The organism is Rhizobium sp. P28RR-XV (assembly GCF_012641385.1).
Lineage (GTDB): Bacteria > Pseudomonadota > Alphaproteobacteria > Rhizobiales > Rhizobiaceae > Rhizobium.
In genome coordinates this window covers 485,543-500,240 of the sequence record NZ_JABAIG010000003.1, presented here as the reverse complement: position 1 = coordinate 500,240, position 14,698 = coordinate 485,543, and the positions used below count along the sequence as shown (strand labels likewise).

Sequence of the window (14,698 nt, the reverse complement as noted above, 5' to 3'; positions counted from 1 at the left end):
CGGCTCGACGCGAGCGAAAGATCAATGGTTCCGCTTAAACGAGGTCAACCCGTCATATATTGGATGTTGCAGCGGCCATGGACCAGGGATTTCTGGACATGCGCGCGCACGCCGAAAACCCGTTCGATCAATTCCGGCGTCAGCACCTCATCCGGTGCACCGGCTGCGACGACCTCGCCATTTTGGAGTACCGCCAGACTGTCGCAGAACATGGCCGCCAGATTGAGATCATGCAGCGCGACGATCGACGTCACATCAAGCCTGGAGACGAGGCCGAGAATGTCGAGCTGATGCTGGATATCAAGGTGATTTGTGGGCTCGTCGAGCAGCAGTTCGCTCGGGGTCTGCGCAAGGGCTCTCGCGATATGGACACGCTGACGTTCGCCGCCGGAGAGTGTCTGCCATAGTTGCCCGGCGCGGCCTTGCATGCCGACGCGGACGAGCGCATCGGAAACCGCCGCATCGTCGTGAGCGCTCCAGGATGACAGGGGCCCCCGATGCGGCGTACGGCCGAGGCGAACGACGTCCATCACGGTGACCTGGGTATCGGTCGTCGCCTGCTGTTCGACGAGCGCGATACGGCGGGCGATGTCGCCGCGCGAAATCGAGGCGATATCGCTACCGCCGAGCCGGATGACCCCGCTCTTGACCTTCCTCAACCGGCAGATCAGCCGCAGGAGACTGGATTTGCCCGAGCCGTTCGGCCCGAGAAGGCCGAGAACCTTGCCCTTTTCCACCGCCAGGCTGATGCCGTTGACGATCAAGGTATTGCCGGCCGCGAAGGTCACCGTGTCCACAGCGATGCTCATGCCGTCCTCCGGGCGCGATAGAGAATGATGGCGAAGGCGGGAGCCCCGAACAGGGCGGTGACCACGCCGATCGGCAGGATCTGCTGGGGAATGATGACCCTGGAGATGATATCGGCGCCGACCATGAAAATGGCGCCGGCAAGGGCTGCCGCCGGCAGCAGCCGGTCATGGCTTGGCCCTACGACGAAACGGGCGGCATGCGGGATGACGAGCCCGACGAAGCCGATCGAGCCGACGATGCTGACGACGGCGGCCGTCATGAAGGCCGTAACGCCAAGCAGGACGATCTGCGCGCGTCGCACCGCGATCCCCAAAGAGGCGGCCGCATCCGTGCCGAAGATGAAGGCATCGAGCACGCGGACATGCGCCATGCAGACGGCAAAGCCGAGAATGGCGACCGGCCCCGAAAGATAGACGTCCGGCCAGCGCACGCCGCTCAGCGAACCGAGCAGCCAGAACATCACGCCCCTCGCCTGCTCGGCATTGGCCGACGTGGTGACGATATAGGAGGTCAGCGCGTTGAAAAGCTGCGAGCCGGCAACACCGCACAGGATGATCCGCTCGCTCGTGCCGCCGACACCCGTCGCGAGCAGGCCGACGAACAGGAAAGCAACGATCGCACCCAGGAACGCTCCGCCGGAAAGCCCGAGAACGCCGTAGCCGAGCCCGAGGATCATGATACAGACCGCACCGGTCGAGGCACCCGCCGAAATGCCGAGCACATAGGGTTCGGCAAGCGGATTGCGCAACAGGGCCTGCAGGATCACGCCGCTCAATGCCAGGGAGGCGCCAGCGCTGGCGGCGACGAGCGCCCGGCTCAGGCGATAGTCCCAGACGATGCCCTGGTGAATCCGGCTCAGTTCGAAGCTCGTTCCGAACAGCCGGTTCGATACCGCCTTTGCGGTTGTCGACAACGGGATGGAAATCTCGCCGATCGACACCGCAAGGCTGATCATGAAGGCCAGAATCACGATGGCAGCCAGGGCAAGCGCCGGCAGCATCCACCATGGCCGTCGTTCTGCAGCAAGACGCATCTTCACCGCGCCAGGCCGAAGGACTTAATGCCCTTGGCCAGGATTTCGATGCCGTCGATGGTCCGAACGGTCGGGTTCATCGACTGGGCATCCATCAGAACGAAATGCTTGTTCTTGACGGCATCGAGCTGGCTGGTGACCGGATCCTTCTCGAGGAAATCGACCTTGACCTTCGGATCGTCGGCGGCATAGCGGCGGCGATCCATGGTGGCGATGACGATCACGGCCGGATTGGCCTGCATAATCGTCTCCCATCCGACCAGCGGCCATTCTTCCTCGGTCGTCACGACATTCCTGGCGCCGAGCGTCTTCAGGATATAGGCCGGCGCGCTGTTCTTGCCCGCGATGAAGGCGTCGCCATTGACTTCCTTGCTGGAGAACCAGAACACGATGGGAAGATCCTTGGTCCCTGCGCCTGAAATCGAGGCGACCGCATCCACTTCGCGCTTCTTCAGGTCTGCGATCAAGGCATCGCCGCGATCCTTAACGTCGAAGATGTCCGCGAGTTCATCGATCTCCTGATAGATCAGGTCCATCGTGAACAGTTCCTTGCGCACGCCGTCGCCGCCATCGGCATTGACCTTGGCGACGCAATCGGTCGGCGCGATATAGGTATTGATGCTCAGTTCGGAAAACTGCTCGCGCTTGCCGACGGAGCCCTGCGGACCGAAATGCCACTCGAATTCGGCCATGACCAGATCCGGCTCCTTGCCGACGACCGACTCAAAGCTCGGATCATTATCGGCAAGCCGCGGGATCTTGCCGTTGGCTTCGGCATATTGCGGCAGAACAGGGCCGACCCAGACGGCCGTTCCGGCGATCTTGTCGGCAAGGCCGAGCGAGAAGAGGATCTCGGTCATGCCCTGCCCGATCGAGACGATCCTGGCCGGGGCCTTCTGGAAGGTGACCTTCTGGCCACAATTATCGATGGTGAGGGGATATTGTGTCGCGGCAAAACCGGAAGCGGCAAACCCGCTCAGGCCGAGTGCAAATGTAATGGTCGTCAAAAAATGGCGCATGAACGATCTCGATAGGAGGGAAACTGGGCGGTATCAGCGCGATCGCGCTCAAAAAGACCGCCGCCGGTTGCGAGGATCCCAATCAAGACCGATAGATGTCTGAAAGTGTCGAAGGCTCAGGTCAATCATTCTCTCTGTCCCTTCCGGGCATCCCCGCCCGGCTGATTGGATCGTGATCGACGGCAGGTCTCCTGGCTCGCGGATATCTGACGATCATCTGCCTTCCCGCAAGCATGCTTGCAGTGGCATGGCTCAATGCCCTCGGAGGGAACCAGCAGGTTGGTCACTCCGGGATGATCGGCAATCCGCTTACAGTTGCGGGGGCAGCCACGGTCTAGGTCCCTTTTGGGTCGTCCTCACCGTGTTCCCTATTAATCCCCTCGGAGTCTTCCTTGGGGAACCGTCGCGTCCAGTTATGCTGGATGGCCCCTTCCCGTCAAGGACGCATGGATGCGATAAAGTAAGTGAGCGCAATCCCACAGCCCGCATCCATATAGCTGGCTAAGCGGCCTCGGCCAATTCCACGCGATTTCGCCCGCCGGCCTTGGCGCGATAAAGCGCCTTGTCTGCAGCCTCCAGCACATGCTTGAAGTCGGCCGTCGGCTCGTGGGAGCAGGCAATACCGATGCTGACCGTGACGCGGATGCTCTCCTGCTCGAACATCAGGATTGTCGCCTCGATATCCTTGCGGATTTTCTCCGCAACGGCGGTGGCGGCCTTAACATCGGTGTTCGGCAGCAGAACGACGATCTCTTCGCCGCCATAGCGCGCAGCAATGTCGGTCCTTCGGACAGTCTGCCGGATCACGTCCGCGACCCGCGCCAGGACCGTATCGCCGAAGGAATGACCCCAGCTGTCGTTGATCTTCTTGAAGTGATCGATATCGAGCATGATGATCGAAAACGGGACGCGCCTGATGCCGGCCTCCTTGCTGCAACGGTCGCCTTCCCGCTGCAGGACACGGCGATTGGGCAGCTTCGTCAGCGGATCGAGGCTTGCCTCGCTCTCGAGCGCGCGCTGGATGCCGATGCGATATTGCTCCCGCTCCAGCAGGTCCGAGAGAAGAAAGACACCGACTATATTGACGATCGTGACCGGAAGCGTTGCCGAGAGGAGAAGCTCGCGCGCGACCGCCCACGGCAGAAAGACGAGAACCACGAGCGATGTGCAGGTCGCCAGACCGAACAGCGCCGATCGCCTCCACCCCGTGCCGATCCACTGCCGCGGCAGGAGGCTGAGGACATAGCCCGCAAGCGCGACGATCAGGATCCCGGCAACGCCGCCGACGGCACCCATGCCGCCGACCAAGAAACGGAACAGGCCCATCATAACAGCCGCGACAATGGTCCCCAGGGGGCCGCCATAGACCGGCGTCAGGACGAGCAGGATCGAGCGGCCGTCCTGGATGACGCCCGGCATCCACTGGATCGGATCAGCCATCGACAGGATGCCGACCACGCCGAACAGCAATCCGACCGCAACCGATTTCAAAACGCCGCGATCGACGATCCGGATGACCCAGGAATAGGCGTAGACGATGATGGCCACCTGCCCCAGGACGCGTACCAGCGAAGGCAAATGCATTTCAATTCCCATGGCTATCCCCAATCTGCCCGAGGAGCCCCATCAATGGTACGCACCGGCCATAGTCTAAGTCAGCGCAGGATACCACGCGATCTCTATAAAATGGTTTACCGAGTCTCTCGCTCCCTGAGCGCGACGGGACGTCGCTGGAGGCGGGACAGGGGATCGAGTGCGGACCGGGGATGATGATCATTATCGTAATTGAACTTCGAAATTGATGCGTAGCGATGCCGTGGTGTCGGATACCGCAATCCGAGGAATTGCGCACTCAGGATCTTCGGGAGGTTATAAAATATCGAGGGAGCCTGTGGATCGCTCCTGCACGGAGCATGAATAATGGGCGCTATCTGGCGCGCCGTGCGGAGTGGTCAAGTGCGGTCGGGCAATTTCCCGCTTTGCGCCGTGACGATCGATGCAAAGACAGTGGTTTCAGGCTCGACCTTCCGCACACGACCCTTGAGCAGTTCAGCTCTTCCTGGGCTTGCTCGAATGCCGATCACCCGTCATGCCAATGGTCTTTTCGGGAAGGGCCAGGCCGGAGCCATCTGTCGCAGTGACCCATGATAGTTTGCGCGAACGCTTCGATCGCAGATCGCATATCCCCAATTCACCAGCTTCTCCGATACGTCGTCGCCGAGAGCGCTCAGCCGGGTCGGTGCGCTGGAGAGAGCCGCAACCTTCTTCGGTGAGCATGGCAGTGCCCCTTCCGGCGCGAGTTTGGAGGGGTCGGTGTCGATACCCCAATAGGAGCCGAAACGGCCGTATCCTTGGGCGACGACCAGCGATGCTTCATCGCTCAGTGCCCCGGCCGCCTTGAAGCGGCCGATGAGATCGCGGCGGCGCAGCGCTCTTACCTGGTTGTCGGTGACATCCAGAATCCGGCGCAGCTGACTGACCCAATTGCGGCAAAGGCCGGAATTTCGAGCAAAGGGCGCGCCGCCATCGCTGACGAAAAGAGTTGCGAAGCGCTTTACCAGCGGCTCGATCCCATGATTGTCGTAGACGCCTCCGTCGGTGAGAATGACAGCCTTGCGAAAATCGCGGATTGCCGGGATCGGTTTGGACGGCGCCGTCGGCCAATCCTGAAAGCTGCCGTCCGAAAACTTGAGCACCAGCGGCGACAGAATGGGAGGAAAGGCCGAAGAGGCGGCCACCGCCTGCGCCAACGGAAAATCCGGACGGTCGATCCGCCCGACGATGTAGTCACCGGCATAGGCCTTGCCAAAGCGCCAGAGTACGCCGGTCTGCAGGTTCGTCGCGCAGAATATGAACTGCGGCTGCTCGGGCAGATTCTGAAGGCTGCGACCCTGAAACAGATACTTGTCGTAGGATTTCGCGACCTGGCGTACGGCGGACGTTCCGGGCAGGAGCCCGATTACCGCGTCCATGATGTCGATCCTTGCCCGGGCAAAAGCGAGCATCGGACTGACGAAGACATCGTTCATATTGGCAAAATCAGCCTTGACGAGATCGGGCCAGACGCTCGCGAGCCAGCCGGTGGTGATCGAACCGCCGGAAACGCTGGAAATGCGCTTTGCCTGTTGCAGAAGCCCAAGCTCGGCCAAGCGGATGAAGGCGCCGACATGAAAGAGCATGGCCCGAAATCCGCCGCCGGACGCGGCGATACCGATACCCGCCTCGAAGCCGTTGCCGTCCCACCGGAAATCGGAGGCCGCCACGACCTCGCTTTCGGCGGAAAGAGGTATCGCATCGATCTCATTCATGGGCATGCCTCATTGCCAGCAGCGGAGATCTCCATGCCATGGCGCGCTCCTCCTCAGTGCGAGAACAGGAGACGGTCCTTTGCCGCCTGCGAACCCGTCGCGTAGAAGCGCTGAAACCAGGCGTCCTGCCCGGCGGCTGGAGGCCGAGCGAGCGTCAGGCTGTTGGGGGCACCCGCACCCTGCATCGCCGAACGGAAATGAAGATGATCGAATATCCGGAGCGCTTCGAGGGCATAGGATGTCGCCACCCGCTGGTCTTCGATCATGACGAGATTGTCGCCATTGCCCGTTTCGCCGCTGGGCGACAGGTTGGAGGATCCGGTGAATACCTTGGCCGTCGGCAGGTTGAAATCGGTCACGACGAACTTGTCATGCTGATGAATGCCGCTGCCGCCGCTCCACTCGGTCTTGAAAGGTTCCGGCGCGTGGCTCGCAAGATAGCTGAAATCCACCAGGCCGATCGTGCCATCGGGCTTGTGGATTTCTAGGCCTCCTTCCTTATCGGAAATGCCGTAGCTGAACACATCCTTGCCCATCAGCCGATCGACCGCCTGGCGCACCGGGCCTGAGCGAATCTGATTGAGGAAGGCGATAGCATAGAAGACCGAAGACGAGGCCTGATCGATCGCCGCGCCCACGGGGCTGAGCGACAGATTACTCGATTGGTGCGGCGAGAAGCAGAAATGCGTCGCCGGTATGCCGGGCGCCTGCACCAGGCTCCATTTGCTGCTGAGGCCGTCCTGCTTGAAGGCATCCAGCCCCTGGAAGGCCAGATCGAAGGCACGGCCGAACAATCCCGCCGCATCGCTTGAATGGAACACGAGCGCATTGTTGGCCTGTATGTAAAGGCCGCGATAGCTGAAGTTGGTCGAGCCGAACAGCACCTTGAGGGGCTGGCCGCCGCGCCGGACGATGAAGACCTTGTTATGCTGCAGGGTCTTGAAATGCATGCGCTTCACGGCACCCGACCCAGCCGAGGCCGCAAGACGGGCGGCTGCCTGTGATTCCGCGCTACCAGCAGGTTTGTGCGATCCCGAATTGTCGATGATGGCGCGGACACGATTGCCGCAGCTTTCGAGCTTGCCGACGATATCGCGCTCGTTGAAATCATAGGCGAAGACATCGATGGTGAGACCGGGATCGTTCACCACCTCGTCCAAGAGGCCGAAGATGAGGTCATAGGCTTCGAAACCGAGCCACTGGTAGACATCGCCCGGCAGTTTCGTGAAGGTCAGGCCTTGGTCCGCATCGCTCGGGATGACGTCCGGATTGTTGCCGAACTTGTCGGCATAGGCCTGCGAGGAAGCAAAGTTGCGGGTAAAGCCGATATCGAGATAATCGCTGTAGGTCATGCGGCCGAGCGAGATCGGCAGGTCGGCAACCTGATCGCCGCTGCGCAAGGCGCCGGCGGCATTCACGTGCATCTTCGTCACCCGATAGAGATAGGTTCCGTCCGTCGGGTCATAGGGAAAATGCATCCAGCGAAACTTCTGGAAGGGAGCCTCGGTCGACAGGAAATTACGGAAACCGTCCACGCCCTTGCTGCCGCTGCTGTAGTCGAAATTCAAGCGGTTCCTCAATGGAACATAATCGGCCGAACTCGGGCTCTTCACCTCGATCGCGAAGCCTACGAAATCCTCCTCGGGATCGGTGACATCCATCCCGATGAGGCACATGCGTTCGCCGCGCCACAGTTTCACTGCAAGGCTGCCGGCGCTACCTGTATTGGCAAAAGTCATCTCGATCCCCTCGTTGCGTTGGATGAAGGCGATGCTTGTCTTTCATGCGGGAATGCGGAAGGCCGCGGGGGGCCATTCAAGATCGGACTAGAATGGCTCGAACACCTGCGAGACCTTCGGTCCGTCACTGAGAAAATCTGTAGCCAGAACCAGATTGAACACGGCCGGTGCCCATGGCTCGGGATAGCTTTCTTCAGGCGCGCCGAGCGCCCGCATCGGTCCGGGAATATTGCGGTGATGCCAGCAGACCAGGATCGCCTTGCCTTCGAATTCGGGCTCGGAGAGCAGCGCAACGGCCAAGGCGCTGTAGTCTTCGTCGGCATATGACGTATGCAACGCGATGCCCAATGCGTCCGCCAAAGGCTGAACGGTCTGGACAGGCCTTTCGCTGTGGTTTGACGGAGCAGCGACAAATATGAAATCCGGCGGTCCGAAGGTTTCAGGATACCAGGCGGCCAATGCTTTCGCGCGCGCTCGCCCCGCGGCGGACAGGTTGGGATCTCCCGGATCAACGGGCTTTTCAGCATGACGCATGACCAATGTCCTGACTGGCGCCATTCGTCCCTCCCTTGGCTGCCGTCTTGATCCATCACTACCTGAAATTGGATCCACGATAATCCTTCCACAACCGAGCGCAATGGCCATTTTTCGGCGTTAGAAAAATTTCATAAAGCGTCATGGCGGCTTGGTTGCCGGCGTGCCGGGAGCCGGGGGCGCGTTTTGGGGAATGACGGTCGCAGGTCCATTGGTAGCGGCGGAACCCAGCTGCGGCGACCTGGATACCGGAGAGGTTTGCGACGACCCCTGCTGGCCGGCTGCCCCGCTATTGGCCGGCGGAACTTTCGCGGTTGCCGCCGTATAGAACTGGTAACCGGCGAAGATGATGAGGACGACGACGAGCGCGCCATAGACATTGCGAACGGTCTTCCGGACGCGACCGTAGTCGGACACGCTGTTGCGGATTGGCGTTTCGCTGAACTCCTCGATCTCGGCGGCGCTCAGCACCTGGTTCAATCGCAAGGCCCATATGGCGCGGGCGCGGTCCTGACCGGCAAAATAACCGGCATTGATGAATGTCTGGACGCGAAAAGACAGGATCAGAAACACCGCCGCGCCGATGGCGAACAGCCCGGCGATCCATGTATTGGGTGTCTTTGCGGCGTCGGAGAGAATTTTGATCACGAAGGGCGTCGCGGCGACAGCCAGATCCTTCCACAACGCGCCCGTCATATCCTGGGCTCGCTGGGTCGCCTTCTGCGCCTCGTCCACAACCGTCTTGCGCAAGTCGGCAAGGGCCTTCAGCGTCTCCTTGCTGCCGGCCTTGACATAGGCCGCATAGGCGGCCTTCGCGGATTCGAGGCTGCCGTCTCCGAATTCTGCGAGGTTCCCCTGGCGATAGCTGCGCGCCCATTCCGCCGCCAGCAGGACATGACGGGTCTCCGCGTCGCGTTCGCCGCCTGCAAACACCCAAAACACACCATCATTGAGCCGCTGGAACATGACAACCAGTTCGGGAAGGGAAATACCGACCTTGCGGCTTGGCGGGCCGGAGAGCTGATAGACGATGTTCGGCGCTGCCCCGTAGACCTGATCGGAAAGTGCCGCCATCAGCCTGGGAGCCGCCAGTAAGCGCCAAGCTTCGAATGTCTGCGAAGACTGTCGCGGGTGATCCTGAAGCAGCCATGGCCGTATGTCTGCCGGCACGAGCCCTGCATTGCTGGCGTCATGGCATATGCTTCTTGGGTTGGGAAGTTCCGGCACCCGATCGAATGGAGCGGGAGGTTGCTCCGTCCAAGGCTGGAACCTGGCGCCGTAGGATGTGAATGCCTGATCCGTGGTCAGCTCGGCGACGCAGACAACAAGGCTGCCATCCAAGGCTCTTGCAAGACCGGTCAGGGATTTTCCATGGAAGAGCCGAAGAACGGCCCTCTGCGAGACCTTGTTGAGCGTAATGGCAAAAACCGTGCTCGATGGCGGCACGTCGCCGTCGTCGAGGGCGATGTCCGTGCCGTCGCGCCTGATCGTGACGGACTCGAGAAAGGCTGGAACATCGGCGCGCAATGCCAGCCATTCCGTTCGAAGGGCTGCATCATCAAGTTTTGCCCTGACGATGACCAGTTCCGCATGCTCCTCGACCGGCTTCGTCGGCTGCGTTCGTGCAATAAGATCGAGGATCTCAGTTGGGGTCATCGGTCTCAACCGCCAGCTTGTCGTGGATGATGATCATGCCGTCTTCGGTCTTTTCGATCAGCGCGCGGAATTCATTCGGCACGCGGATCTCGATGCCATTTTCGGTCTTGAAATGGAGGGTCTTCGGTCCCTTCACCTGATCGGGAACGAGCGTCATCGGCACTCCGGAGATCCGCTCTGTCGTGAGGCTGCGATTGAACTTGCTCAGCAGAACGCTGTCGTCCGCAAGCTTGTGCCCGATGACGGTCTCGAGAAAGGAGCGATGGTCCTCGCTGTCGATTTCACCGCCTCCGGACGCAGCGTCGTAAGTCCGCTTGGTGAGTTCGCGCACCACTTCGCCGTCGACGAGGTCCGGATTGTCGCCGATCACCTTGCGCGTGACATCGACCAATTTCTTCGTCAATTCGGCATCGCTCAGGGTCTGCCGCGCGCCCAGAAAAGCCTCGAAATATTGCGCGACCTTTTGCTGGTTGCGTCTGTCGAGCACCGTCAGCTCGCCGCCCTTTTCGGTCAGTTTGATAAGGGCTGCCTTTTGCAGCGCCGCCTTGTTCTGAACGAAGGTCTTCTGAAGCGCTTCGAGGCTGACCTTTTTTCGGCCACCGCCGTCATCCTTCAGGTCGTAGGCGATGACCGTTTCGTCATCATATTTCAGAAGGGCGAACGATCGCATTGCCTTCGCCTTCAGGACGAACAGCAGGATCGCCCCTTCGGCCGCGGTTCCGCCGTGATAGGCCTGGAAATCCTCGGCCAGCTTTTCGCTTTCCTCCTGGAAAACGCCGGCATTCGAGGCGATGCGGCCAAGACGCTCGCGCGTTGAAGACGCATCGGAAAAAGCATAGGGCAAGCCGCCATTCACCGACCGGATGCGATCGACGAAGAAGCTCTCGAATTCCCCAGGATCGACCTCCTCCAGCTTGATCAGACCGTTTTTCGGTCCGACAAGATGGAAGATCATCCTTTCGATCTTGAGCTCGCTCAATTCGCTGTCATCGAAAAATGCCAAGTGCCCCTCCCAACGTGCCAGTGAACACTCAGAACAAGATAGGGTTGAAATGATACAAGGCGATCTTCAAGCCTGGATGACGTTGCTGGTGCAGCCGTGTTTTGTGGTGCGCGCCGGCGCCCGAAAGCGCATCGCGATCTCTCAGTTTCGCGCCCTGTGCTTCGGATTCTTGATTTCGCGCATGATTTTATCGCAAAACCGCGCAGTTTACGCGACAGGCTTTAGATCCTGCGGCAGGAATTGCCCGGCACGAATTTCGGCGTCAGCACAAAATCCTGCGGCGGTTCGACGGCGCCTTGCGGATTGGTGATGCGGTGCATGAGACGCCTGGCAATGATGCCGCCGAGCGCGTGCGTATCCTGAACCACCATCGTGATGCGCGGCGTGATGACCGAGCTCCATTGGACGTTGTCGATCATGGCGAGCGAGATGTCTTCGGGACAGCGGAAGCCCAGTTCCTGCATGGCCTGCAGTGCCGAAAGCGCCACCGTGTTGTTGGCGCCGAGGATCGCCGTGGGACGCTCGGGTTGGATCAGCAGCCGCATCGCCGCCTCGTAGCCGGCGGTGCGGGTGAACTGCCCATCGACGACGAAATTCGGGCTCACCTCGACGCCGGCATTGGCCATGGTATCGGCAAAGCCGCGATATCGCTCCGTCGCGGTATGCATATGGCTCGGGCCGGTAATGACGGCGATGCGCCTGTGGCCGAGCTGCAGGAGATGTTCGGTCAGCATTGCGCCGGCAAGATAATTGTCGGAACCGACGAAATCGCGCTCGATGCCGACAACCTTCTGGTCGAAGCAGACGACGGGCACGTTGAGCCCGGCAATGAAGTCGAGATAATCCTGATCATAACCTGACGGCGCAAGCGCGAGGCCAGCGGTCTTGAGGCCGATTAGATGCTCGACCAGCGCCCTCTCGCGATCTGTCTTGCCGGAGGAATCGGTGACGACGACGAAGTGCTGATGATCGAGCGCATAATTTTCCAGCTCGCGCCGGATATCCCCGAAAAATGGGTTGCCGACATTGCCGACGACGAAGCCGATCATGCGGCTGCGTCCGCGCGCCAGGCTTTGCGCAAGCGGGTCGGCAACGAAGCCGACAGCGGCAATTGCCTGACGAATTTTCTCCAGCGTTTTCTGGCTGACACGCGCCGGGTTGCTGAGCGCCAGCGACACGGTCGAGACAGATACGTCAGCGAGCTTGGCGACGTCGCGAATTGTAGCCATGAATTTTTCGAACCGTTTCTATCGCCCTCTGCTTTCCGATTGAAAGTACGTCCTTCAATGAATCGCTGTCACAAATCTACCATTTGTCGGCTATGAAGCAATATGCGGAAAGAGATTTCAACAGTGCGCTTGACAGGCAGCGCGTATCGATCAATGATTAAATCGAACCGGTTCGATTAAGCTAAGTCACCTGGGAGGATGATATGAGCGACGCAGCGATCAGTAGCGGCCGTGATGTGGCCGATGGCAAGACATGGTTTGGACACGACCGTTTTGGCATGTTCATCCACTTCGGACTATATGCGCTGGGCGCGCGCCACGAATGGCTGAAGAACCGTGAGGAATTCACCACCGAAGCCTATCAGAAGTATTTCGACAACTTCGATCCCGACCTCTACGACGCCCGCGAATGGGCACGTCGCGCCCGCCAGGCCGGCATGAAATATGTCGTTCTCACCGCCAAGCATCACGAAGGCTTCTGCCTGTGGGACAGCAGGGTGACCGACTACAAGGTCACCAACACGCCCTATGGCAAGGACCTAATCAGGCCTTATGTCGAAGCGCTTCACGCCGAAGGTCTCAAGGTCGGCTTCTATTATTCGCTGCTCGACTGGCATCATCCGGATTTCCCCATCGACGGACATCATCCGCAGCGCAACCATCCCGACGCCGCCAAGCTCAACGAGGGCCGCGACGTCAAGCGCTACGCGAAATATATGCGCGACCAGGTGACAGAACTTCTAACCGATTTCGGCAAGATCGACGTGATCTGGTTCGATTTCAGCTATCCCCGCCGCGTGTATAAGGGCCTGCCCGGCAAGGGCCGCGGCGATTGGGAAAGCGAAGACCTCATCAAGCTGGTACGCCAGCTGCAGCCCGACATCATCGTCGGCGACCGCCTCGACCTGCCGCGCGATGCGGACCATATGCCCGATCTGGTTACGCCGGAACAATACACGCCGCGCGTCGCTCCGACCGTTGCCGGATTGCCGGTGCGTTGGGAAGCCTGCCATACCTTCAGCGGCTCCTGGGGCTACTATCGCGACGAGATGAGCTGGAAGGATGCCGGCCAGCTCATCAACATGCTGGTCGATACGGTGTCGCTCGGCGGCAATCTTCTGATGAATGTCGGCCCGACCGGCCGCGGCACCTTCGACGCCCGCGCCATCAAGGCACTCGACACCTATGGCGAATGGCTGCGGCTGAACGGCCGGGCGATCTACGGCGCCGGACCGTCCACCCACAAGGCGCCGAGCGGTTGCCGCTTCACTCAGAAGGGAAACCGGCTCTACCTTCATATCCAGACCTGGCCATTCCGCCACATCCACATCGAGGGGCTGGGACGCAAGGTCAAGTATGCGCAGTTTCTGCATGATGCCAGCGAGCTGCATTGGCTCGACCCGGATGCCGAGGTCGATTCCAATATCGGCGTTGCCGTCGGCGAGGGTATTCTGACGCTGGAATTGCCGGTTCTGAAGCCGGACGTCGTCACGCCGGTCATCGAACTGATCCTTAAGGATTAAAGAGAGAACGAAGCCCAATCGCCCGGTGCCATCATGAGCCGCGAAGCCGAACTCATTGCCGCGATGACCCCCTTGATTGCCGATCTGGCCGAAGACGGCAATGGCGCCGTCGCGCTCGCCGGATCGCGCGGCAAGGGCCGGTCGGATGCGCAATCGGATTTCGATTTCCGGGTCTACGCCGATGCCTATCGCGGACCGGAGGTTCGACAAACCGCGGCGTGGCGGCGTTTCGAGGCCGCTCTGCAGAGTTGGCAGGCCGAAGACATCCGCATGGATGGCGTTTGGATGCGCCGTTACGCCGGCGTACAGCGCGATCTGGACTCGTGGCTTTCCGGCATCGTCGTACCGAAGAGCTTCGAATGGACGATCTGGGGCTATCACCTGCCGACGGACCTTGCCAATCAGCAGATCATCGCCGATCCGCGGGGCCTGCTGGCCGGCTGGAAGCAGCAGCTGGCGCACTATCCGGAAGCGCTTAGGGCCTCGGTCCTCAGCCAGTACATGGATATTCTGCACTACTGGGCCAGGGATTATCACTATGAGAGCAAGGTCGTTCGCCGCGACCTCGTCTTTCTCGTCGGGCTGACGGGCAAGCTTGCCAATGCCATCCTGCAGATCGTCTTCGCCTTCAACCGGGTCTATTTTCCGGGCGATGGCTGGAACCTGCCCATGGCAGCCGAACTCGAGCGGCTGCCGCCAGATTTCCACCAGCGGATGACCGCCATTCTGCAGCCGGGACAGGATCCCGACACATGGCGGCGCCAGCGAACCGAGCTGATCGGCCTGATCGCCGATCTGGAGGCCATGATCGCGGTCTGAACGAGCCGCAGGACCAAGCCGGAGG

At 60.5% G+C, this 14,698-nt stretch carries 12 protein-coding genes and 1 riboswitch; of the genes, 2 read left to right on the top strand and 10 right to left on the bottom strand.

The genetic code is table 11. The annotated features are described in order from the left end of the window. Window positions 1–44 precede the first annotated feature (44 nt). The 10 genes from HGP12_RS09205 to HGP12_RS09160 all read right to left on the bottom strand — a co-directional run bounded on the left by HGP12_RS09205 (window position 45) and on the right by HGP12_RS09160 (window position 12,331). Window positions 45–809: an ABC transporter ATP-binding protein gene (locus tag HGP12_RS09205; RefSeq protein WP_168839219.1), complete on the bottom strand. Its 765-nt coding sequence runs from the start codon at window positions 807–809 to the stop codon at window positions 45–47. Then, window positions 806–1,843 carry a FecCD family ABC transporter permease gene (locus HGP12_RS09200; RefSeq protein WP_168839220.1) on the bottom strand — a complete coding sequence of 346 codons (1,038 nt, stop codon included), beginning with the start codon at window positions 1,841–1,843 and terminating at the stop codon, window positions 806–808. Before HGP12_RS09200 ends, HGP12_RS09205 begins: the two co-directional genes overlap by 4 nt. A gap of 2 nt (window positions 1,844–1,845) precedes the next feature. Next, a complete protein-coding gene (locus HGP12_RS09195; RefSeq protein ID WP_168839221.1) occupies window positions 1,846–2,862 on the bottom strand; it encodes an ABC transporter substrate-binding protein in 1,017 nt (338 codons plus the stop codon). Between the two features lie 163 nt (window positions 2,863–3,025). Continuing rightward, a riboswitch (cobalamin riboswitch) is annotated at window positions 3,026–3,282 on the bottom strand. An 81-nt stretch (window positions 3,283–3,363) separates the two neighbouring features. Continuing rightward, window positions 3,364–4,458: a GGDEF domain-containing protein gene (locus HGP12_RS09190; protein WP_168839222.1), complete on the bottom strand. Its 1,095-nt coding sequence runs from the start codon at window positions 4,456–4,458 to the stop codon at window positions 3,364–3,366. 491 nt (window positions 4,459–4,949) lie between these two features. Then, window positions 4,950–6,170 carry a patatin-like phospholipase family protein gene (locus tag HGP12_RS09185; protein WP_168839223.1) on the bottom strand — a complete coding sequence of 407 codons (1,221 nt, stop codon included), beginning with the start codon at window positions 6,168–6,170 and terminating at the stop codon, window positions 4,950–4,952. Between the two features lie 53 nt (window positions 6,171–6,223). Then, entirely contained in the window at window positions 6,224–7,909 is a 1,686-nt protein-coding gene (locus HGP12_RS09180) for a phospholipase D-like domain-containing protein (protein ID WP_168839224.1), read from the bottom strand. Window positions 7,910–7,996: 87 nt separating this feature from the next. Beyond that, window positions 7,997–8,467 (bottom strand): histidine phosphatase family protein, encoded by a 471-nt coding sequence (locus tag HGP12_RS09175; protein WP_168839225.1) that lies wholly within the window; start codon window positions 8,465–8,467, stop codon window positions 7,997–7,999. A 117-nt stretch (window positions 8,468–8,584) separates the two neighbouring features. Beyond that, window positions 8,585–10,099, bottom strand: coding sequence for a hypothetical protein (locus HGP12_RS09170; RefSeq protein ID WP_168839226.1), 1,515 nt, complete (start codon window positions 10,097–10,099; stop codon window positions 8,585–8,587). After that, window positions 10,086–11,102, bottom strand: a complete 1,017-nt coding sequence (locus HGP12_RS09165; RefSeq protein ID WP_168839227.1) for a nucleoid-associated protein — start codon at window positions 11,100–11,102, stop codon at window positions 10,086–10,088. Before HGP12_RS09165 ends, HGP12_RS09170 begins: the two co-directional genes overlap by 14 nt. A gap of 221 nt (window positions 11,103–11,323) precedes the next feature. After that, window positions 11,324–12,331, bottom strand: coding sequence for a LacI family DNA-binding transcriptional regulator (locus tag HGP12_RS09160; protein WP_168839228.1), 1,008 nt, complete (start codon window positions 12,329–12,331; stop codon window positions 11,324–11,326). Between the two features lie 203 nt (window positions 12,332–12,534). On the opposite strand from HGP12_RS09160, the gene HGP12_RS09155 reads away from it, so the two are divergent. Together HGP12_RS09155 and HGP12_RS09150 are read left to right on the top strand one after the other, a co-directional pair. Then, the gene (locus HGP12_RS09155; RefSeq protein ID WP_168839229.1) at window positions 12,535–13,854 is read left to right on the top strand and encodes an alpha-L-fucosidase; all 1,320 of its coding nucleotides are present in this window, start codon (window positions 12,535–12,537) and stop codon (window positions 13,852–13,854) included. Window positions 13,855–13,887: 33 nt separating this feature from the next. Then, window positions 13,888–14,673, top strand: a complete 786-nt coding sequence (locus HGP12_RS09150) for a DUF4037 domain-containing protein (protein WP_168839230.1) — start codon at window positions 13,888–13,890, stop codon at window positions 14,671–14,673. Window positions 14,674–14,698 lie beyond the last annotated feature (25 nt).